We start from the raw sequence: 21,293 nt of genomic DNA, 5'->3' as shown, positions 1-21,293 counted from the left end.
TTCTGGGCCCCCCAGCGATCAATCAGGTAGCAAGGTTCATTCTCATCGGACGGAGGCTGTCATGCGTGCGTTATGGAGCGTGGCAGCAATGGTGGCGGCCGCGGGCGTCATGCTGGCCCCGGCGACCGCGGCCGTCGCACAACCCGTGGCACCCGGCAACGCGCAACGCACGATCGGGGAACTGGAGGCCTCCGGTTACGACGTCGTCATCGACCGTGTCGGCAGCGCGCCGATCGAGCGGTGCATCGTGACCAGCGTGCGCAATCCGCAGGAGGTCACCCAGACCTACGTCGTCGGCAAAGGTAAGGATCGCGAGTTGGTCACCGTCGTCGTCAGCAGATCGATCACGGTGTCGTTGAACTGCGACGCCTAAGCCGCAGCCTGATCGTCGCTGTCGCTGTCGGTGTCGGTGTCGGTGTCCGACTCGGCCTCGCCCGCGTCCTGGCTCGCGGGTGAGGTGGGTGGCTCGGACGTCTCGTCGTCGATGGCTTCGGTGTGCTCGGTGTCATCGGTGTCCTCGTCGACGACTTCTTCTTCCTCGCTGTCCTCTTCCTCGCTGTCCTCGAGGTCGTCCGAGTCGGTGGCGTCGCTATCGGTCTCCGGCTCAGGCGGTTCTTCCACGAGCTCGTCGACGGTCCCGTGCTCCGGTGCCTCGTCGCCGCTTTCGGACGACGACGACACGGTCAGCACTTCCTCGGTGTCCGTGTTTGACGGCGGCTCTGGCAACTCCGGGCCGCCCACGCCGAATGGGCTGGTCACGGGCTTGGTCCCGAGCGGCCGAAACGAAGGATCGTGGGCCACTTCGGCCAGCGCGTCATCGATACCGACCGGGATCGCGGCGACGATGTTGACGATGGTCTGCACTGGGTCCAGGAAGGGAAACCAGCTCACCTTCGTGGGCACGCCCGGGTTGACGTGTCGCGCGTAGCCACCCTCGATCGCGGCCCGAAGCGGTGCGTCCAAGAACGTCAGGATCGGCGAGGGCACGAACGGCTCGAACGGCATCAGGATCGGCAGCCGCTCCGTCACATAGAGGTAGTAGTCGGTGTCGCCGTAGGAACCCTGGTAGCGGGCGTCACTGAAGTCCGCGTTCTGCAGCGGCCCGTGCAGAAGGATCGAGCCGGCCACTGCGTTGAGCCACGCCAGCACGTTGGTGACGCTGGCCGGTGCATCCCCGCCGCGGAAGTCGTACTGTCCGGCGACGTCGACCGTGGGCATGCAGTTGCCGGTGTCGCAGCTGTTGGTCGGCGTGGGGCCGGAAAACGTCACGTCGATGATCGGGATGGTCCAGCCGCGCAGGCCGCGCGCCAGGATGCCGCCATTGGGCCGCATCGGGTTGCCGAGTAGGAAGAACGATGAGACCGGCGGTGTCGCGCCGGGGTTGGCGATCAGGTCACGCTTGACCAGCGATGCGATGACCGCGCTTTGCGAGTAGCCGAACACGACGAACTCATCCCCAACCACCGGCGGACCGGACGGCGGCGCAGGGTCGAGAAGGTCGCTGTCGTTGTAGAGACATCCGGTGCCGCGCATGCAGCTGTTCAAGTTGTCCCGGCCGATGGCCACCGAGCGGTCGAACGTCATCGAGCCGTACACGGGGAAGAACTGCGCCGGGTTCACGACGGCGTACCGGTCGTCGCCGGGGCCCACGCCCGCCAGTGGCGCACCCCCGGTGCCCGTCGGCTTCGCCGCGGCCTGGTTGATGTAGTCGTCGATGGCGTTGCTCATATACGGGTTGACGTAGGACGCGGCGTCGTCGGTGCCCAGCGTGTGGCCGCTTCCACCCATGACCAGCGCGGTCGCCGCCAACTGCACCGCCGTGGCCGCGGTCCATGCGACGGCAAGGACGACGGTGCCGAACAACCCCAGCACCACAGCAACGACCGGGCGGAACAAGCGCAACCTCCTCAGCAACGGCGATAGGTGCCGCGCCAAAACTTATTGGACCAGATCGCGACCATCGATGGAGAACTACGGTCACGGTAGAGCAAATCTATTATGAATTCGTTCCCGGGCAGCGCTGCGGAACACCCGGGCGTGGCCCGGCGGTTTTCGCCTGCGTAAGGCCGGTGCCGACCGTAGGCTACGGCCGAACGTCAACGATGGGAGATTCAATGAGCAGTTCCGTGAGGGCCGGCGTCGTCGCCATAGCGGTCGCCGCACTCGGCCTTGGCCTGGCCGGCTGCGGATCGGACACCGAGACGGAGTCAACGGAAACCGCCGCGGAAACGACCACCACCGCCACCAGCGAAGCCGCGCCCACGGCGACGCCGCAGGCACAGGGTCCCCACTACACCATCGTGGACTACATCCGCGACAACAACATCACCGAGGAACCGGTTAAGCGCGATACGCCCGGAGCGCCGGTGGTCAACATGCCGATGCCGCCGGGGTGGGCTGACGCCGGCCCCAACACCCCGCAGTGGGCTTATAGCGCAATACTTTTCACGGCCCCGGAGTTCGCCGCCGATCCGCCGACGGTCGTCGCGCTGATGTCGAAGCTGACCGGCGACGTCGACCCCGCGAAGATCCTGGAGTTCGCCGCTGGTGAAGTCCAGAACCTGCCCAACTACGAGGGCGCGGACCAGGGGGAGCCGAGCCAGCTGTCCGGCTTCGACGCGGTTCAGCTCGGCGGCCTATATGTCAGGGACGGCGTCAGGCGTGCGATCGCGCAGAAGACCGTGGTGATCCCGACCGAGGGCGCGGTCTATGTCTTGCAGCTCAACGCCGACGGCCGCGAGGACCAGATGGGCGTGTTGATGGACGCGACCGTGGCGATCGACGAGCAGACCACGATCACGGCCTGACCAAAGCCCCTCAGCCGACCGCCCGCACGACCTGGCGGGTGGCATCGCGCACCCGCTTGGTCAGCCGGGGGGTGAACGGCGGGTTGCGCGGACGCGGAACCTCGATCTCGGTGGTGACGACGCCGAGATCCTCGCGCCGCCACCGCGCGCCGGCATGGTTGAGGATCGCACGCATCGCCAGGTTGTCGCTCAGCACCCGGGCGGTGAACCGTTGCACGCCATGGTATTCCGCGGCGATCGAGACGGCGCCCATCAGCAGGGTGCCGACCCCTTTGTTCTGGTAGGCGTCGGCGACGATGAACGCGACCTCGGCGACGGTTGGGTCGTCTGCGTCGACGACGAACCGTCCGTCGGCGACAACCGGTCCGTCGGACCCGTCGGTCATCACCCAGACGAAATGGTGGACGTAGTCGACCTCGAACAGATACCGCATCAGCGATTTGCTCGGCGCGTGCATCGTCTGGAACCGCCGGTACAGCGTCTCGCTGGAGAACTCGACGGGCCCACGCGAGGTGCGTTCGCTGTCGCCGGGCAGCACCGGGCGCAGGTCCAACTCCGTACCATCGCGCAGCCGGATGGGTATCGGCGTGATGAACGCGGCTAGCCGCTGACGGGCGGTGCTCAGCAGTCGCTCGAGCATGCTCGGGATCGCGAGCAGGGTGGCGAACGCGTCGCGGTTGCCGACCCAACCCGTGACCGGCTGGGTGGCGATCACCGTCGCGGTGCGCGGTGCGTCGCGCAGCAAGGCGATCTCGCCGACGATCATTCCGGGCGTCAGCCGGGCGACGGTGTCGTTGCCGTCGGCACCAGTGTGGGTCACCTCTGCTTCACCGGAGCCGATGAGCAGAAAGGACACCGCGAGCTCGTCCTGTTGCATGAGCACCTGCCCGGGGTCCGCGGTCAGCGGTCGCAGCTGCGCCGCTAGCGGTACCAGGGTCTCGGTGGGGCAGCCGGCGAAGATCTCCAACCTCGTGAGCTCGTCGGCGCGGACGACGGTCGGGCCGGCCACCACACGAGGCTACGGCGTGCTGGTCGCACCCAGCAAGGAACGCTGCGTGTCGCCGGACGGCGACCGCCGCGCCTCGCCGCTTCCATGCAGGTGCGGCGGGCGCGGACAGCCACAAAGCCCTCGCGACGCGCCCGACCGCGTGTCAGGGATGTGCCGCCCGGTGCGCGACGGCGCCCGCGGACGCCGCGGCCAACGAAATTGACGTCGCAGGCAAATATTGGCTGGGCGGCTGGCAAGCTACCGTGCCACGGAGGCCGGAAGCCGCCGGTATTCGGTTGAAAATCACATTTTCGGCGCGATGCACTGCGCTGCAACAACACTTTTCGCGGCTGTGGCTAGCGCCAAAGTGTTTGCTACGCTGCACGATTAGTCGTGTTTACGCTCGAGAAAGGCTGCGCAGCAAATGTTCGGCCGAAGCCGAGGCGTTAGCCGATCAGGTCGCGACAGACCCGATCGGAGGCCCAGTTAGAGTGGCAACTTTAGACGTAAGCACGCACACTAATCTGATGTTGCATAAGCTTTAAGCAATTGTCCGCGCGGTCAATTAGCAAACGCCCTGCTCGCGGCAAAGCGGGCCGAACCGGAAGGTCGACGTACGTTGATGTTGGGGTCCTCGATACCTGCTGTACTGCGCGAACGCGCCAGTCTGCAGCCCAATGACGTCGCATTCACATTCGTTGATTACGACCACGACGGAACGGCCGTGCCCCAGACCATGACATGGGCCCAGTTGAATCGACGCGCAGCAAACATCGCTTCCGAGTTGAGTGTTTGCGGAGCACCTGGGGACCGGGCCGTCATTTTGGCTCCGCAGGGGTTGGACTACATCGCCGCGTTCGTGGCGTCGCTCCAGGCCGGTTTCATCGCGGTGCCGCTTTCGGTGCCGCAACCGGGAGCCCACGACGAACGCGTGACTTCGGTATTGCGCGACACCGACCCAGCGGTCGTCCTCACCACGTCCGCGGCCGTCGCCGACGTCGCCGACTACGCGAAGGCGACGGCGTCGGCGCCGACCGTCGTCGCGGTCGATGAGCTCGAGGAGAAGCCGCGGAAACGTCCGCGGCTCAAGGGCGACGCCGGCCAGGACATCGCGTACCTGCAGTACACGTCGGGCTCCACCCGCGAACCGGCCGGTGTGATGATCACCAACCGCAACCTGTCGGCCAACTTCGAGCAGATCTACGCCGATTTCTTCGTCGACTTCGGCAAGGTCGCACCGCCCGGCACCACCGTCGTGTCCTGGCTGCCGTTGTACCACGACATGGGCCTGTTGCTGGGGTTGTGCGTGCCGATCCTGGGCGGCCTGCACACCGTGCTGATGAGCCCGATGTCGTTTTTGCAGAGCCCGGCGCGGTGGATGCAGTTGATGGCCAGCCACACCAACGTCATGAGCTCGGCGCCCAACTTTGCCTTCGAGCTCGCGGTGCGACGCACCACCGACCAGGACCTGGAGGGCTACGACCTGGGCAACGTGCTCGGCCTGTTGAGCGGAAGCGAGCGCGTGCATCCGGCGACGTTGCGCCGGTTCACCGACAGGTTCAGCAAGTTCGGCTTCCGCGACACCGCGATCCGGCCGTCCTACGGGCTGGCGGAAGCGGTGGTGTACGTGGCCACCCGCCGACCCGGCGACCCCCCGGAGATCGCCCACTTCGAATCCGAGAAGCTGTCGATCGGACACGCCAAGCGCTGCACGAACGCTTCGGGCACTCCCCTGGTCAGCTACGGCAGGCCGGAGTCCAACACCGTGCGAATCGTCGACCCGGAAACCATGGGGGAATGCCCGGCGGGCACCACCGGGGAGATATGGGTGCACGGCGAGAACGTCGCCAAGGGCTACTGGAACAAGCCTGAGGAGACTGAGCGCACGTTCGGTGGAACGCTGGTCGCGCCGTCGCCGGGCACCCCGGAGAAGCCGTGGCTTCGCACCGGAGACCTGGGGTTCATCTCCGAGGGCGAGCTGTTCATCATGGGCAGGGTCAAAGACCTCTTGATCGTCTATGGGCGCAACCACTACCCCGAGGACATCGAGGCGACGATCCAGGAGATCTCCGGAGGCCGCTGCGCTGCGATCTCGATCGCCGAGGACGGGACCGAAGAGCTGGTGACCATCGTCGAGGTAAAGCAGAAGGGCGCCTCAGCCGAGGAGATCAACGAACGTTTCACCGCCATCAAGAACGACATCACGTCGGCGATATCGGCCACCCACGGGCTGCGGATCGCCGATCTGGTTTTGGTGGCGCCGGGGTCGCTTCCGATCACGACGAGCGGCAAGATTCGCCGCTCGACCTGCGTGGAGCACTACCGCACCGGCCAGTTCGCCCGGGTCGACGGGTGAGCGGCCGATAAAATGTTTGCTGGAAATCCAGATTGCGGCTGTTTTGCGTGAACGTAAGCATTCGCTTGTGCCAAACAACAATAGCTTCGCTGGTCGCGAAGCCAACCTCACGCACATCCTCAGAAACAAAGGGAACGACAATTTGCGGTTCCCGACATATGATTAACGCGTCTACGGCGGGAGTGAATCAGTGACTATCAAGCACATGGCCACGTGCGCGGCTGTTTCGGGCGCAGCTGGCCTCGCAGCCTTGTTCCTCAGCAACGGGCTGGCCGCTGCGGACCCGGTAGCACCGGCACCGCCGCACGACCCCGGCGTTGTTGCGGCGCATGAGAACCCGCCGCCGGAGGAGCGCCGCGAGGAGCCCGCCAAGAACCCGTGCACGGGGCCGTGGTGCGAGGTCATCAACGCCGCCAAGCAGTTACCGCCGCCCGACTTCTCCAACGTGGACGTGCCGAAGCTCGCCGACGTATCGGTGCCGGTGTCCTTCGGTGTCGGGATGCCCGACGTCGTACCCGATATCGGTATTCCGATCGCGTTCCCGCTGCCGGAGTTCCAGATGCCGGCGCCGCCCGCGGTCGGCCTCCCGCAGTTGCAGGCACCCAAGGTGCAGCTGCCGGGACCGCCCAAGATCGGCCTGCCGAAGCTCGGGCCGCCCAAGCTGCCGTTCTGACCGAAATTTTGACAGCATCCAACCGGTTTGCTTGAGACCCGGTTGGGTGTTGGGACACCCCATCGATCAGATCTGTTCTGGCAACCGTAATCTGTTCGCTATCGATTCGCGCTTTTGGCCAGTCACACGCCATTATGCTGACCGATACGAACACAAATTGTTAGCGGAGCAGCCTTGGGAGAGGCGGAATTCAGTCGAATGCGGATAAGCGTTATTGGCACCGGCTACCTGGGTGCGGTGCACGCCGCATGTATGGCGCAAATCGGCCATGAAGTCTGCGCATACGACACCGACGCATCGAAGATCGAGCTGCTCTCCGCCGGTAGCTCACCGTTCTACGAACCCGGGTTCGAGGAGTTGCTCACCTCCGCGCTGGACACCGGCCGGTTGCACTTCACCCACGACGCCGCGGAGGCGGTGTCCGGGGCAGCGGTGCACTTTGTCTGCGTCGGCACCCCGCAACTACCCGGCTCCAACGCGGCCGACGTGCAGTACGTCGACAGCGCGGTGCGGGCCGTCGTCGCCAACGCCGACTGCCAGGGTTTGATCGTCGGCAAGTCGACGGTGCCGGTCGGTACGGCGCAACGCCTGGCCGGGGAGGTGGCCGCGACACCATCACAGCATCTGCTCGAGCTGGCCTGGAACCCGGAATTCCTCCGCGAAGGCAGGGCGATCGAGGACACGCTCCATCCCGACCGGCTGGTCTTCGGCGTCACCTCTGAGCACGCCGAAAAGGTGCTGCTGCAGGTGTACGGCAGCCTCATCGAGCAGGGCACCCCGCACCTGACGACAGACCTGCCGACCGCGGAGATGGTCAAGGTGGCCGCCAACTCCTTCCTCGCCACCAAGATCTCGTTCATCAACGCGATGGCAGAGGTCTGCGAAATGGTGGACGCCGACGTCGTGACGCTGGGCCGGGCGCTCGGTTACGACGACCGTATCGGCAGGCGGTTCCTCAACGCGGGTCTGGGTTTCGGCGGCGGCTGCCTACCCAAGGACATCCGCGCGTTCAGCGCGCGAGCCGGTGAACTCGGCGCCTCGGATTCGCTGCGGTTCCTGCACGAGGTCGACAAGATCAACATCCGCCGCCGGGAAAAGGCCGTCGCAGTGGCCAGCGCGCTGCTCGACGGCGACTTTCTCGGTAGGAACATCGCGGTTCTGGGCGCGGCGTTCAAACCGAACAGCGACGACGTGCGGGACTCCCCGGCGTTGAACGTCGCTGCGGCGATGCATCTCAAGGGCGCTTCAGTGCGGGTCCACGACCCGAGGGCGATCGTCAACGCCAAGGCATTGTTTCCCACCCTGACCTACTGCGAAGGCGTCGACGACGCCTGCCGCAACGTCGATCTGATCGTGTTGGCGACCGAATGGGATGAATACTGCAACCTCGATCCCGTGGCGTTGCGGTCGATCGTTCGGGCGGCGCGTCTGCTCGACACCCGCAACGCGATCGACCGCGACTACTGGTCGAGCGTGGGCTGGCACGTGTACGCGCTGGGCCGGGGCGAGACCAAGCCTTCCGGCGCGCACGGTGGAGGTTGATTCATGGCAGTAGAGCTGCACAACGTTTCAAAGACATTCGGCGACACCGTAACCGCGCTGAACGACGTCAGCTTCTCCGTTCCGACCGGCACGGTTTGCGCGTTGCTCGGTCACAACGGCGCCGGTAAGACCACGGTCGTCAAGATCCTGTCCACCCTGCTGCGGCCCACTTCCGGACAAGCCGTCGTGGCCGGCTACGACGTCGTCCGCCAGCCCGGAAAAGTCCGCGCCAGCATCGGGTTGACTGGGCAGGAAGTCGCGCTCGACGGATCGCTCACGGGGCGCGAGAACCTGGTGCTGTTCGCACGGTTGCGGGGTATGCGCCGACGCGAGGCGCGGGTGCGCGCCGACGAACTACTCGAACAGTTCCAGATGCAGCACGCCGCCGATCGGCGCGTCACGACGTACTCGGGCGGCATGCGTCGTCGCATCGACATCGCCGCCGCGCTGGTGGACCCGCCCAAGGTCCTGTTTCTCGACGAGCCCACAACGGGACTGGACCCCCGCAGCCGTCGTGACGTCTGGGCATTGGTGTCCGAGCTTTGCGCCCAACAGATCACGGTCCTCCTCACCACGCAGTACCTCGAAGAAGCCGACGTGCTCAGTGACTCGATCGTCATCCTCGACGGCGGGCAGATCATCGCCACCGGTACCGCCGAGGACCTCAAACGCCGTGTGGGCCTGAGCTATTGCGAGGTGACGCCGGTTCACCCGGGCGACCTGTCTCGCATCGTCGGGGCGCTGGCCGACATCGAGGGTGCAGAAGCCTCGTACGAGTCGAACACGGTCTCGGTGCCGGCCCACGACGGGGTCGCGACCCTGATCGAGGTACTCCGCAGGGTCGATCAACTTGGGATCGAACTGCACGACATCACGTTGCGCAAGCCGTCGCTCGACGAGGTGTTTCTGCACCTCACCCCGGGGACTGTCAGCGTATGACCGCGCTGACCGCTCTGACCGAGCGCGTCGTGCTCAGCACGCTGCGTGACCGCGATCTGCTGTTCGCGATCCTGGCACCGGTGGGCACGTTCCTCGGCTTTGTGGTGGTGCTGCAGAACGTGATCGACACGGGGGGCATTAGCTACCCCCAGTACGTGTTACCCGCGGTGGTGGTCCAAACGATGCTTCTCGGCGCGATGACGACCGCCGAGAGGGCCGCCAAGGACCTGCGGCCCGGGTTCGGCACCCGGCTGCGCACGCTTCCGATCACTGCGGCGGTTCCGTTGATTGCCCGCATGCTCTACTGCCTCATCCGGGGAACTCTCGCACTCGTCGCGGCCATCGCGTTTGCCTATCTGTTCGGCTTCCGGATGACCGGCGGATTTCTGAACGGAGTGGCCTTCGTCGTCGTCGCCTTGTTGCTGACGCTGGCGCTCTCGCTGGTTGCGGACGCCACCGGATCGCTGGGCTGGAAGATGAACGCCGCCAGCCACTTGCTGCTGGTGCCTCAACTGCTCTTGGTGCTGTTATCTACTGGGATGGCGCCCGTCGAGGCGTTCCCCGACTGGCTGGAGCCGTTCGTGCGCCACCAGCCCATCTCGGTCGTCACCGATACGCTGCGCGGCTTCACCAGCGGTCACGTCGTGGGCAGTAACCTGGTCGCAAGCCTGGCGTGGTGCATAGGCCTTTTCGTGGTGTTCGGGGCGATCGCGCTGCGGCTGCAGAGGCGTCCACAATGACCGCCGACATGTCGTCGCGCTCCCGACTTTTCGCCGAGAGCTTGTTGTTCGCGGGCTGGTACATCAGACGGTGGCGCAGCGAGCCACTGGTACCGCTCCAAAGTCTGGCTTTCCCAACACTATTGCTGATCGTCTACCACACGCTGGTATCCGAGTCGATGACCCGGCTCACCGGCACGAACAACCTCAACGGGCTGGTGCCGATGTGCGCCTTGGCCGGTGGGCTGTTGGGCGCGCTCGGGTTGGGGTTCGCGATTCCCGCTGAACGCGCCATCGGGCTTCTCAGCCGCATGTGGACCTTTCCGATCGGCCGGGCCAGCGCGCTGATCGGCCGGCTGGTCGCCGAAGGCGCGCGAACCTTCATCGCCGCCGCGTTGGTCACGGCGATCGGTGTAGCGATGGGCCTTCGATTCGAAAGCGGTCCGCTGGCGATCATCCCGTACCTGTTCGTACCGGTGCTCGTGGTCCTCGTCGTCGCGACGGTGGTGATCACCCTGGGGCTGCGGGTGGGACCCGACGGCAACGCGATGATGACGTGGGTGGGCACCGCGTCCATCGGCATGGTATTCGGCAGCTCAGGAATTGCTCCCGTCGAGGTGTTTCCGTCTTGGCTGCACCCGCTGATCCAGTACCAACCGATGTCGCCGGCGATCGAGACGATGCGCGCGCTCAGCGAGGGCGGACCCTTGTTCGAACCGCTGATGCTCACGTTGGCATGGGTTTTCGGCCTTTCGGCGGTGTTCGTGCCGCTGGCCATACGTAACTACCGGATCGCGGCGGAATCGGCGATCTGATGCGCTTGCAGAGTGTGTGACGAGGCGGAAAGCGAGGACTGGCAACCACGATGCCTAGACAGCTACCTGTAGTTGCGGCAATTCCCAACTACAACATGGGACATCATCTCCGCATGTTGCTGCCGCAGGCCTTGACTCAAGGTTATGACCGGGTTGTCGTGCTCGACGACGGCTCCACGGACGACAGCGTCGAGGTGGTCAACGGATTCGGCGGTGAGGTGACGTTGGTGAGAAGCCCCCAGAACCAGGGCTGCACCGCCAACCGCAACCAGATCATCGACCACGTCGGCGAAGGCGAACTCATCCACTTCATCGACGCCGACATGGATTTGGAGACACCGGAAACCGCGTCGGTTGCCAGAGAAGTCGCCGCCCGCTACGCCGAACACGGGGTCGGAGCGATCGGCGGTTTGGTGAGCCGAAAAGACGGCACCCAGGAGCCGTACAACTACGGTCCGGTCTTCTCCCTCAAAGGCCACCTCTCGGCGGTGCCCCCACTGCTGGACCGGGTGCGGGAAAAGCCGCGGCTGTCCCGCATGGTGCAGCGATTGGCGGCCCCGGGGACCAAATACTGGCCCAACGTGCTCGAACCGCCGAAACCTGCTCCGGCGTACTGGCTTCACGAGGGCAACATGCTCATCTTCTCCGACGTGTTCAAGGCCATCGGCGGCTATGATCCGTTGCTGCGCAATCACGGCGCGCAAGACCTGGCGATCCGATTGGAAAAGCGTGGCGTCAAACGGCAGTTTGATCCCAGCATCGAAGTCGTTCACCACTACATCGATGTACGGGGCAGAAAGCGCAAATGGCAACAGATCAAATCCCTGCGGTACCTACTGCGCAAGCACGGATTTGTGCGTTGGCTGACCGACGGCTGACGGGCTTTCGCGCTGCGGGACACCTAGGGGGAATGTGAAAGCGACGACAAGCGATACCCGTGGTCTGACACATCAAACTAGCGCTGTCCGCGTCGTCAGTTGGCCGCGGTGGTTTGCGAACCCGTACCTGCCCAAACTGCTTGCCGCGCTGCGCGACGAAGGCATCGATGCTAGCGCCTCGTTCACGCTTGCTGTCTGTGCTGCGCGGTTGCGCGCAGGAGATTGGCTGCACCTGCACTGGCCCGGCGAGGCGCACACCCACGAGCATCGTTGGCTCTACAAGCTGCACTCCGCGACGGTGCGCATGCAGTTGCGCGCGCTCAAGCGCCGCGGCGTCCGTATCGCCTGGACCGCCCATAACCTCGTCCCTCACGACGATCCGCACCCCGATTTGGGCCACCGTGCCCGTCGCGACATGCTCGCGCTTGTCGACCACGTTTTCGTGCATTTCGCCAGCGCGCGAACCGATCTGGCCGAAACATTCGGTTACACCGGCCCGAGCACCGTCATGCCCCACCCCCATTTCATGGACACCTATCCGCCGCCTGCGCCACGCGCGGCGGCCAGGGCGCGCCTGGGGCTGCCCGATGACGGGTTCGTCTGCCTCGCGTTCGGCCGCATCCGCCCCTACAAAGGTGTCGGCTCGATCATCTCCGCGTTCCGGACGATCGCAGGCGAACGTGACCGGCTCGTCATCGCCGGCCTGCGCGAGGGTGATGTCGATGCTGAGCTCGCACTGGCCGAAGGTGACCCGCGAATCCTGGTGCACGCGCGAAAGATTCCGCACGATGACGTCCCGCTGTACTTCGGGGCGGCCGACGTCGCCGTGACCGCCCATCGGGCGTTTTTCACCTCCGGCACCGCACCGCTCGCGCTGACCATGGGTTGTCCGGTCGTGGGACCTTCGGTGCACCACCTCGCCGAGCTCGCGGGCGGACAGCGTGTGTTTCCGATCCCCGACGGCCCCGACGGCCTGGCGGCAACTCTTGCCCAGGCCCGTGCCGCCGCCCCCACCATCGACCACGGCGAGGTGCGCGCCTGGACCGCGGGCTGCCTCGGCGACTGGCGCGACGCGGCGGCACGAATTTCGGCGGTTTTCCGCAGTTGAGGTCAGGCGTCGGGTTCCGCACCTGGGTCGTCGAGAACGGTTACAGCAATCACTGGTACCCGCGATGGCACGACCGCGGGTCGCGCAGGTTCGATTCGGCGCCGACCGAAAGATGCGATTTGTAGCTGACGCGGCAGTGAAGAAAACCCCTATGTAGCACACGACGTCTGACTGAAATCGGGCCCGCTTCCGCATGCCATGCCGCTACGGCGGCGATGTTTGCGAGAAGCGCTGGTGCCGGGAGGAAGCACTTGCGATAACCCGCGATAAGACGGCGTGAAGACGATATCGCGGGGGCCAACGCGCGCCTTAGCTTAGCCTAAGGTAAGTTAACCTGGTCCGATGGGGGGTCGCCCTCACCGCCTAGCGAAGATTCAGTGAGGTTCCTAGTGCGCATCGTCTCGTTCGGCTTCCAGACGTGGGGAGTCAAAACCCTGCAAGCGCTGATCGACTTGAACCACGACGTCGTGCTGGCGGTCACCCACCCTGCCAGCGATGACTCCTATAAAGGGATCTTCTCTGATTCCGTCGAGGAGCTTGCGCACAGCCAGGGCATCCCGGTTCACCTCACCGAGCGAGTCGACAACGACACGATCGATCTGGTCAAGCGGGCGGAGCCCGACGTCATCGTCGTCAACAGCTGGTACACGTGGATGCCACCAGAACTGTACGAACTGCCTCCACACGGCACCCTGAACCTGCACGATTCACTGCTGCCCAAGGGCACCGGCTTCTCCCCGGTGATCTGGTCGTTGATCAGCGGGGAGTCGCAGATCGGCCTGACGATTCACCGCATGGACGAAAACCTCGACACCGGTGACATCCTGGTGCAGCACTCGTTGCCGATCGGCCCGAACGATACGGGCACCGAGTTGGTGGAACGCGGCATCGACTTGATTCCCGGCGCGCTGAAGGAAGCGTTGGCCGCGTTGGAGTCGGGCGATCCGCAGTGGCGACCGCAGGACAGGGCCAAGCGCACCTACTTCCATAAGCGTTCCGAGCGCGACAGTTTGCTCGACTGGAGTTGGCCCGCCGAGGATCTCGAGCGGCTGGTGCGGGCGCTGTCGGCGCCCTATCCCCCTGCCTACGCCTACTACCGGGGCGAGCGGGTCGAGGTGCTAGAGGCGAAGGTCTCGCAGATCCGTTACGGCGGAACGCCGGGCCGAGTGATCGTCCAGGAAGGCGGCGGCGCGGTGGTGTGCGGGCCGGCCGCGTATCGCGGCGGGAACCGCGGGTTGGTGATCACCCGCCTCCGTTCTGCCGATGGCGTCGAGCATCGCGCGGCCGAGTTCTTCCGGCGCGGCGGTTACCTAACCCAGCAGCCGTAGCACCCGGGGGATTTCGATGCCACTGTTGATGAACAGGCAACCTCCTGCGTTCATGATTGCGGCACACCGGCGGATGATCAGCAAGATCCCATTACCGCTGCTGCGCCAGGCATTTCACCTCACGATGATTCACCGGCTGGGCAATTTCGATCAGCCACGCACCTTCAACGAGAAGGTCAACTGGCGCATCCTCTATGACCGGCGGGACCGGATCGTCGCCGCCTGCGACAAACTGCGCATGAAGGAGATGGCGCGCGTGGCGTACCCGGGCGCCGATATGCGGATTCCCCAGACCTACTGGTACGGTACCGATCTACGTGACGCCCCGGATCTTTCGGATCTTCCGCCGTGGGTGCTCAAGCCCAACCACAGCAGCGGACACGCGTTGTTCGGGCCGGATCCCAAGACCGATATCGCCGATCTGATGGAGCAGACGCGCGACTGGTGGAAGCGGACCCCACTGGAGTTGGGTGAGTGGGGCTACGGCGAGGCACGCCCCATGCTGCTGCTCGAAGAACGTATCCCCACTCCGGACGGCAGCCCGCCGGCCGACTACAAGTTCTTCGTGTTCGACGGCCGGGTGGAGCTCATCCAGGTCAACAGTGGCCGGTTCGGCCACCAGACCGCCACCTTCCTCGACGCCGACTGGAACCGGCTGCCCGTACGCTGGCGGATTCGGCCGGTCGCCGATGAACCACGGCCGCCGGAACTAGAGACGATGCTGCACATCGCCAGCATCCTCGGATCGAGTTGGGATTTCATCAGGATCGACCTCTACGCGGTCGATGGCGCCATCTGGTTCGGGGAATACACCCCCTACCCCGGTGGCGGGCTACTTCGCTACCGGCCAAGGCAATTCGACGACGAGCAGGGGAGGCACTGGAAGGTGCCGCCGCTGGAGCAGGTGCGGCGCGGCCAGCCCTGACGGATTCTGCAACCTCAGTAGGTCACACCCGACGGCGACGGCCGCGCCGGTGAGCGCGGCGATCTGCGCGGCCGCGAAATCGGCTCCCGGCGCGCCTTGACCGCGCTGCCGATCCGGGCCGTCGTCGCGGTGGTCAGCAAAGGCAGTTCGTCCGTTGGGAATTCGTCATAGTCCTCGGTGGGCTGATCGGCGGGCTTCTTCTTGAAGAAGGTCAACTTGCCCGGCCACCAGTTCCAGTCTTTCAACAGGACAGCCATCGCGGGGACGGTGATCGTACGCACGATGAAGGTGTCGAGCAGCAGGCCGATGCCGATGACGAAACCGATCTGGGCCACACCGGCGATGCTGCTGAACGTCAGGCCGAACATCGACGCGGCGAAGATGAGGCCTGCCGACGTGATGACGCCGCCGGTGGCGCCGACGGTCTTGATGACGCCGGAGCGGATGCCGTGCCGAGCCTCGTCGCGGATACGAGAGATCAATAACAGGTTGTAGTCGGCGCCGACGGCGACGAGCACCAGGAACGCCAGTCCTGCGACGCTCCAGGCGAGTTGCTGACCGAGGATGAACTGGAAGAAGACCACCCCGATGCCAAGCGCCGACAGATACGACAGGATGACCGACCCCACCAGGTAGATCGGCGCGACGATGGACCGCAGCAGCATCACCAGGACGACGAAGACGATGATCAGCGTGAACAGGATGATGAACCGCAAATCGTCGTTGTAGTAGTTGCGCATGTCGTTCTGCACCGCCGAGAAGCCCACCATCGAGATCTCGGCGTCCTCGAGCATCGTGTTGGGCCGCGCGCTTTCGGCGGTCTCGATGATGGACTTCACCTGGTCCATCGATTCGGTGCCGAACGGGTTGAGGGCCGTCTGCACCAGGTACCGCGCTGTGTGGCCGTCCGGGGAGATGAAGACGTCGGCTGCCTTCTTGAACTCCTCCTGCGTGAGGATTTCCGGCGGGATGTAGAAGCCCGACATCGGCGGGTCGGAAGCGCCCTGCTTCATCGCCATCAGAAACGCCGACGCCTGGTCGAGTCCGCCGCCCAGGTTCCTGGTCTGGTCGACAAGCAGTTGTACGCCCTCGGCGAGCTGTCGACTGGAATCGGCCAGCAGGTTCGCGCCCTGTTCGGCCTGCTTGAGTTGCTCGCGGATCGAGTTCGGCTCGTCCAGGCCCGCCGCACGCGCCGCGTTGACCGCGGTCTGCATGGTGGTGCCCAGATCCCGCACGGTCTCGTCGAGCGTCTGCGTTGCCTCTGTCTCCTTGAGTACGCGACCGAGGTTGGCCACCTTCTCCGCCGTGCCGTCGTTCTGGAAGGTGGTGACGCGCTGTAGGTATGTCCGCGATTCGACACACGCGGGATCGACGTTGCACACCGGGCTGGTGTTGAGGGCGTTGACGATCGGCGCCGCCCAGCTGTACATCTCGGAGATTTCCATGAGGCTGTCGCCCATCGCATCGCCGAGCGAGTTCATGTTCGCGACCAGCGTCGCGGTTTTGTCGATTTCTTCCAGCGTAGTTTCGCCGCCGTACTTCGCCTGCATATCGATGAGTGCATTGGTCAGCGGCCGCACGGTGATCAGCCCGTTGAGCACGGCGTCGCGGAGCTGATCGAGGGTGTCGGCGAGCTTGTCGGCGCCTCCGCTGAGCAGGTCGAGGTTGGTGTCGTTGTCGGAGATGAGTTCCGAGGCGTCGCCGAGCTTCGTACCGACCTCACCGGCCTGGTAGGTGGCCTTGGCCTGCTCGAGCACTTCCCCGGTGGGCCGGGTGATGCCCCGCACGACGGCAATGTCCGGCAGGTCGGCGACGCGGTCGGCCATCTCCTCCATATCAGCGAGCGCCTTGGGGCTACGCAGGTCGCGCGGGGATTGGATGAGAATGAACTGCTGAACGGTGCCGCTGACGTCGAAGTGCTCGTCCATGGCGTCGTAGGCGAGGTTGCTCTGGGCGTCGGCAGGCAGGTTCTTGCGCTCGTCGTAGTTGTACTCGATGAACGCGACCGCGCTGGCGAGCCCGATCAGAATGACCAGGCTGACGGCCAGGTGTGCGACAGGTCGGCGCACGATGTGCACACCCGAGCGCCGCCACAGCCGCCCGGTCAGGTCTTTACGCGGATTGACCAAACCGCGCCGCCCGGCGAGCACGACCATCGGGGGCAACAGCGTCATCGCGGCCAAGAAACCGATCGCGACGGTGATCGACAGGGCGGCACCGACCGTCGAGAACACGCCGAGCTTGGTGAAGCTCAACCCGTAGAACGCGAGCGCCGTCGTGGCCGCCGAGCCTGCGATCACCTTCCCGATGGATTCCATCGCGGCGATCACCGCGTCATCTGAGCTGAGCCCTTGCCGTAGGCACTCGTGATAACGGGTGAAGTAGAACACCGCGTAGTCAACGCCCGCGCCCATGATCATGGCCGTCATGAACATGAACGTCTGCGGGCCCAGACCCAACAGGTCTGCATCACCGAGGCCGGCCACCGTCTGTTGGGACACCACCAGCGCCACGCCGATCATCAGCAACGGCAACAGCATCGCGACGATGTTGCGGTACACCACGATCAAGATCGTGAAGACGATAAGCAGGGTGGCGATTTCGATCACGTGCTGATCGCGCACACCGACCCGGTTGAGGTCGGCCACCGTCGCCGCCGGGCCGATGACGTTCGCTTTCAGCCCGCTGTCCGCGGTGGTTTCCTCGACGATCTCGACGACGTTCTTGTAGGCCCGCTGCCCCGGGCCGGTGCCCATCGTGCCTTCCATGCTGATGGGCAGCTGCCAGGCTTCGCCGCTCTCGCTCGTCATCACCTCCCGCAGTTCGGGGATGGTGACGAAGTCCTGCGTCGAGGACACGCTCTCCGGCGCGGCGTTCAGCCGCTCCACCAACGTGCGATAAACCGTCTCGTCTTCAGGGGTGAGCCCGTTGTCGTTGGTCAGGATGATGACGCCGACGTTGCCGGAGCTGCCGGACCCGCTCTCGCCACCTTCGTTGAAGGCCTCGCTCATCTCGCGGCTGGAGATCAGCACCGAGGAGTCATCCGGGAGGAGTCCCGGTGGCTTGCGTTCCGCTACTTCTGTCAGCGGAGGCAGCGTCAAAAAGAGTGTGAGGGCAAGTAGAAGCCACGCGACGATCATCAAGATCGGGTGACGGACCACCAGGCGACCCAGCGCCGGAAACCCCGCGCCCTCGAACGCACCGGTGGATATGGCGCGCCTCAACACCCCAGATACGGTACACCGGTACCGGCCGTTATGAGGAATCCCCGAGTTTGCTCGGCGCCGACCACGTATATGCCGGAATCCGGTGTAGGCATTAGTGTTACCCGCCTTGGCCGTCGTGCGTGTTAGGTAACTGTGCTGTAATCGGGGCGTGCCCGACCATGTGCTGTCTTTGACCGAGCTGCCGTCACCGGCCGATCCGAGGCACAGCACCGCTCGAATGTTTGCCACATTTTCCGTTGAGGGCTTTTAACCCCCAATGAACGTTAATTGGAGCTGCTTGTGAAGTTTGCTGTGGGCGTACATGGCACCCGTGGCGATATCGAACCGTGCGCTGCCGTCAGCCGGGAGCTTCTGCGCCGCGGGCACGACGTCCGTCTGGCGGTCCCGCCCAACCTCGTCGGCTTCGTCGAAACGGCTGGTCTGCCTGCGGCGGCGCCTTACGGGGTGGATTCCCAGAAACAGCTGGACGCCGACATCTTCCGCAAGTACTGGAAGATCCGGAACCCGGTCACCGCGCTACGCGAACTGCGCGAATACATCACGCAGGGCTGGGCCGAGATGAACCAGACCCTGGTGTCGCTGGCCGATGGCGCCGACTTGATCCTGACCGGCACGACCTATCAGGAGGTCGCGGCCAACGTCGCCGAGTACTACGACGTCCCGTTGGCTGCGCTGCACTACTTCCCCGCGCGCGCCAACGGCCGGGTGCTGCCCGTACCACTGCCGTCGACGGTGGTCCGGTCGGGATGGGCGGCGGCCGAGTGGGTGCACTGGCGCGCGTTGAAGAACGCCGAGGACGCGCAACGACGCGAGCTCGGCCTGCCCAAGGCGCGAGCGCGCGCGGTCCGTCGCATCGTGGAGGGCGGGGCGCTGGAAATCCAGGCCTACGACGAACTGTTCTTTCCGGGACTGGCCGAAGAGTGGGGTGGTCGGCGGCCGTTCGTCGGCGCGATGACGATGGAGCTGGGCACCGAAACCGACGACGACGTCTTCTCCTGGATCGCCGCCGGCACACCGCCGATCTACTTCGGGTTCGGCAGCATGCCGGTGCAATCCCCCAGCGACGCCGTCGCCACGATCACCGCTGTGTGCGCCGACCTGGGTGAGCGGGCGCTGATCTGTTCGGGTTCTTGGGATCTCGACGGCTACCAGCCTGCCGAACACGTCAAGATCGTCCGAGCCGTCAACCACGCGGACGTGTTTCCGCTCTGCCGGGTCATCGTGCACCACGGTGGGGCGGGCACCACCGCCGCAAGCATCCGTGCCGGCGTGCCGACCCTGGTGCTGTGGGTGGGTGCCGACCAGCCCGTCTGGGCTAAACAAGTCGAACGCCTGAAAGTCGGTACGTACCAGCGGTTCTCGAAGATGACCACCGCGTCGCTGAGATCCGCCTTGCGGACCGTTCTCGCACCCGAGTACGTCGCGCAGGCTCGTGACGTCGCCACCGAACTCACCAAGCCCGCGGTGAGCGTCGCCACCGCGGCGGACCTGCTCGAAGCGGCCGCCCGCGACGGCCGCGCTACTCGATGAACGCCGTCAACTCGAAGTCGGCGAGCGTCTCGGATATCTTCGCGAGCAGGGCCTGCCTCGAGTTGTCCCAATTCGGGTGGTAAGCGCGGAAACTGACGAAGAGCTTCCCGGAGACGCGGCCTGAGGCCACGTAAAGCTCACCCGATGCGACCTCCGGGCTGTTGACCGTCAGGTTCTGTTCGACCATCCGCATCCCGTAGTAGTCCGCCTCGCTGCCGTCCACGTAGGCGACGGCCGGGTCCATCTCACCGAAGTTCGAACACCCGACGGTCAGATCCGCGTTCATCGCCGCCAGCGGAAGCTTTCTCAGGACCAGCGTGGGTATGAAAGGGGTCAGCGGAAAGGCCCGCTCCTGTTCCTTGAACTTCCCGAGGCCGGCGTTGATGGTCTCCCGGAAATCGTTGCGGATCTTGCGCAGGTCCGACGTCACCGGGCGAGGGTCCACCGAGAAGTCGATGCCCTTCAACGCATTACCACGCACATCGTTTTCGGTGCGGTCGTTGATCGGGTAGGACAACGTCACCATGCCGTCGCTCCCTACCCGCCCGTATTTCTCGGCCAGCTTCGCCGCGAACCCTGCCATCAGCGCGTTGCTTGTGCCTCCGAGACTTTCCGCGCGGTCATCCCACTGGGCCGCATCGATGTAGATGGTGACCCCCGGCACCAGCGCGGGGCGGTTGTCTTTACGGTGCGCCTTGGGCAGCGACGGCTGTCCGCCCGACCCCCCTCGGGTGGGTGGGTTCTGTCGGGCCACGGTCACCGTCGCGCGCAGCGCACGACCGATCTCGGGTAGTCCCCGAAGGGTGACCCGTGCGTCTTCGAGCAGCGCTTGGCGCTTCAGACGCGCGCCGGGAGGCGGAAGACCCAGGTCGCGCCGTACCCCGTTGATCGCGTCGGTGAGCGCAATGCACGTACCGACGCCGTCGACGACGGTGTGCGACGCCACCAAAGTCACGGCGGTTCCGTAACCCTCGATGGGAAGGACACCGAGGTGCCAGCAGGGGCCGAACTCCGGATCGATGGGAATTCGGGCGCGCTCATCGAACCATTCGGTCACAGCCGCGCGGGTGCTGACCGGTGTGTCGATGTCGATTCCGGGCAGGTCATGACACGAGACCCAGCGGTGCCGGCCGAATGGCAGCGGCGAGCGTTCGATACGCCGGCCCAACAAGCCGTGGGCCAGGTTGTCGCGCACCCGGGTCAATCCGTCGTGGTCGATTTCGCGCTGGTATACCCAGGTGCATTGGATGCCGTGGACATGACCGCTGGCTCGGACCCACAGGTGTGAGGCCTGGTCCATGTAGGCAAGCGTGTTGTCATTTGCCGGAAGCCCGGATCGCGTATCGGATTCGGCCACGTCACCTCTCTCTACCGGCTCTTAAGGGTTTACCGAACATTGAGGCTATCAATGGCCGATTCGACGTGCGCACAGCCGAAGCGATCTGTCCATCCACCCAT

17 protein-coding genes are annotated in these 21,293 nt (G+C 65.1%); 13 read left to right on the top strand and 4 right to left on the bottom strand.

The window, feature by feature from the left end:
- Nucleotides 1-61: 61 nt before the first annotated feature.
- Complete coding sequence (locus tag ABQF13_RS13045) at nucleotides 62-373, top strand: hypothetical protein (RefSeq protein WP_448393180.1); 312 nt, start codon at nucleotides 62-64, stop codon at nucleotides 371-373.
- Here the strand turns inward: ABQF13_RS13045 and ABQF13_RS13040 are convergent.
- Nucleotides 370-1,896: a PE-PPE domain-containing protein gene (locus ABQF13_RS13040; protein ID WP_448393179.1), complete on the bottom strand. Its 1,527-nt coding sequence runs from the start codon at nucleotides 1,894-1,896 to the stop codon at nucleotides 370-372. The genes ABQF13_RS13045 and ABQF13_RS13040 overlap by 4 nt on opposite strands.
- A 218-nt stretch (nucleotides 1,897-2,114) precedes the next feature.
- On the opposite strand from ABQF13_RS13040, the gene ABQF13_RS13035 reads away from it, so the two are divergent.
- On the top strand, nucleotides 2,115-2,807 hold the full coding sequence (locus ABQF13_RS13035) for an envelope biogenesis lipoprotein LpqN (RefSeq protein ID WP_448393178.1): 693 nt from the start codon (nucleotides 2,115-2,117) through the stop codon (nucleotides 2,805-2,807).
- A 10-nt stretch (nucleotides 2,808-2,817) separates the two neighbouring features.
- Here ABQF13_RS13035 and ABQF13_RS13030 read toward each other — a convergent pair whose 3' ends face one another.
- The gene (locus tag ABQF13_RS13030; protein ID WP_448393177.1) at nucleotides 2,818-3,816 is read right to left on the bottom strand and encodes an acetyltransferase Pat; all 999 of its coding nucleotides are present in this window, start codon (nucleotides 3,814-3,816) and stop codon (nucleotides 2,818-2,820) included.
- Between the two features lie 601 nt (nucleotides 3,817-4,417).
- Here ABQF13_RS13030 and ABQF13_RS13025 point away from each other — a divergent pair.
- The 10 genes from ABQF13_RS13025 (at nucleotide 4,418) to ABQF13_RS12980 (ending at nucleotide 15,078) form a co-directional block, all read left to right on the top strand.
- A complete protein-coding gene (locus ABQF13_RS13025; RefSeq protein WP_448393176.1) occupies nucleotides 4,418-6,151 on the top strand; it encodes an AMP-binding protein in 1,734 nt (577 codons plus the stop codon).
- A 190-nt stretch (nucleotides 6,152-6,341) separates the two neighbouring features.
- A complete protein-coding gene (locus ABQF13_RS13020) occupies nucleotides 6,342-6,824 on the top strand; it encodes a hypothetical protein (protein WP_448393175.1) in 483 nt (160 codons plus the stop codon).
- 198 nt (nucleotides 6,825-7,022) lie between these two features.
- Nucleotides 7,023-8,366, top strand: a complete 1,344-nt coding sequence (locus ABQF13_RS13015) for a UDP-glucose dehydrogenase family protein (protein ID WP_448393174.1) — start codon at nucleotides 7,023-7,025, stop codon at nucleotides 8,364-8,366.
- A gap of 3 nt (nucleotides 8,367-8,369) precedes the next feature.
- A complete protein-coding gene (locus tag ABQF13_RS13010) occupies nucleotides 8,370-9,305 on the top strand; it encodes an efflux ABC transporter ATPase subunit, DrrA-related (protein WP_448393173.1) in 936 nt (311 codons plus the stop codon).
- Entirely contained in the window at nucleotides 9,302-10,045 is a 744-nt protein-coding gene (locus tag ABQF13_RS13005) for an ABC transporter permease (RefSeq protein WP_448393172.1), read from the top strand. The genes ABQF13_RS13010 and ABQF13_RS13005 overlap by 4 nt, the downstream gene beginning before the upstream one ends.
- The gene (locus tag ABQF13_RS13000) at nucleotides 10,042-10,839 is read left to right on the top strand and encodes an ABC transporter permease (protein WP_448393171.1); all 798 of its coding nucleotides are present in this window, start codon (nucleotides 10,042-10,044) and stop codon (nucleotides 10,837-10,839) included. Before ABQF13_RS13005 ends, ABQF13_RS13000 begins: the two co-directional genes overlap by 4 nt.
- A gap of 50 nt (nucleotides 10,840-10,889) precedes the next feature.
- Nucleotides 10,890-11,717, top strand: coding sequence for a glycosyltransferase family 2 protein (locus ABQF13_RS12995; protein ID WP_448393170.1), 828 nt, complete (start codon nucleotides 10,890-10,892; stop codon nucleotides 11,715-11,717).
- A 208-nt stretch (nucleotides 11,718-11,925) separates the two neighbouring features.
- Complete coding sequence (locus ABQF13_RS12990; protein ID WP_448393169.1) at nucleotides 11,926-12,825, top strand: glycosyltransferase; 900 nt, start codon at nucleotides 11,926-11,928, stop codon at nucleotides 12,823-12,825.
- 389 nt (nucleotides 12,826-13,214) lie between these two features.
- On the top strand, nucleotides 13,215-14,153 hold the full coding sequence (locus ABQF13_RS12985) for a methionyl-tRNA formyltransferase (protein ID WP_448393558.1): 939 nt from the start codon (nucleotides 13,215-13,217) through the stop codon (nucleotides 14,151-14,153).
- A gap of 52 nt (nucleotides 14,154-14,205) precedes the next feature.
- The gene (locus ABQF13_RS12980) at nucleotides 14,206-15,078 is read left to right on the top strand and encodes an ATP-grasp fold amidoligase family protein (RefSeq protein ID WP_448393168.1); all 873 of its coding nucleotides are present in this window, start codon (nucleotides 14,206-14,208) and stop codon (nucleotides 15,076-15,078) included.
- Between the two features lie 14 nt (nucleotides 15,079-15,092).
- Here ABQF13_RS12980 and ABQF13_RS12975 read toward each other — a convergent pair whose 3' ends face one another.
- Nucleotides 15,093-18,305: an MMPL/RND family transporter gene (locus ABQF13_RS12975; protein ID WP_448393167.1), complete on the bottom strand. Its 3,213-nt coding sequence runs from the start codon at nucleotides 18,303-18,305 to the stop codon at nucleotides 15,093-15,095.
- 279 nt (nucleotides 18,306-18,584) lie between these two features.
- On the opposite strand from ABQF13_RS12975, the gene ABQF13_RS12970 reads away from it, so the two are divergent.
- On the top strand, nucleotides 18,585-19,835 hold the full coding sequence (locus tag ABQF13_RS12970; RefSeq protein WP_448393166.1) for a glycosyltransferase: 1,251 nt from the start codon (nucleotides 18,585-18,587) through the stop codon (nucleotides 19,833-19,835).
- Here ABQF13_RS12970 and ABQF13_RS12965 read toward each other — a convergent pair.
- Nucleotides 19,825-21,192, bottom strand: coding sequence for a hypothetical protein (locus ABQF13_RS12965; protein WP_448393165.1), 1,368 nt, complete (start codon nucleotides 21,190-21,192; stop codon nucleotides 19,825-19,827). The two genes, ABQF13_RS12970 and ABQF13_RS12965, sit on opposite strands and share 11 nt — an antisense overlap.
- Nucleotides 21,193-21,293: the final 101 nt, after the last annotated feature.

The organism is Mycolicibacterium sp. XJ879, from assembly GCF_053483935.1.
This window is presented reverse-complemented; position numbering and strand designations above follow the sequence as displayed.

Excerpts from the sequence above, each read along its gene's own strand:
- ABQF13_RS13005 (WP_448393172.1), top strand. The coding sequence starts at position 9,302 with ATGACCGCGCTGACCGCTCTGACCGAGCGCGTCGTGCTCAGCACGCTG.
- ABQF13_RS13015 (WP_448393174.1), top strand. The coding sequence starts at position 7,023 with ATGCGGATAAGCGTTATTGGCACCGGCTACCTGGGTGCGGTGCACGCC.
- ABQF13_RS12980 (WP_448393168.1), top strand. The coding sequence starts at position 14,206 with ATGATTGCGGCACACCGGCGGATGATCAGCAAGATCCCATTACCGCTG.
- ABQF13_RS13035 (WP_448393178.1), top strand. The coding sequence starts at position 2,115 with ATGAGCAGTTCCGTGAGGGCCGGCGTCGTCGCCATAGCGGTCGCCGCA.
- ABQF13_RS13010 (WP_448393173.1), top strand. The coding sequence starts at position 8,370 with ATGGCAGTAGAGCTGCACAACGTTTCAAAGACATTCGGCGACACCGTA.
- ABQF13_RS12995 (WP_448393170.1), top strand. The coding sequence starts at position 10,890 with ATGCCTAGACAGCTACCTGTAGTTGCGGCAATTCCCAACTACAACATG.
- ABQF13_RS13025 (WP_448393176.1), top strand. The coding sequence starts at position 4,418 with ATGTTGGGGTCCTCGATACCTGCTGTACTGCGCGAACGCGCCAGTCTG.
- ABQF13_RS13000 (WP_448393171.1), top strand. The coding sequence starts at position 10,042 with ATGACCGCCGACATGTCGTCGCGCTCCCGACTTTTCGCCGAGAGCTTG.
- ABQF13_RS13045 (WP_448393180.1), top strand. The coding sequence starts at position 62 with ATGCGTGCGTTATGGAGCGTGGCAGCAATGGTGGCGGCCGCGGGCGTC.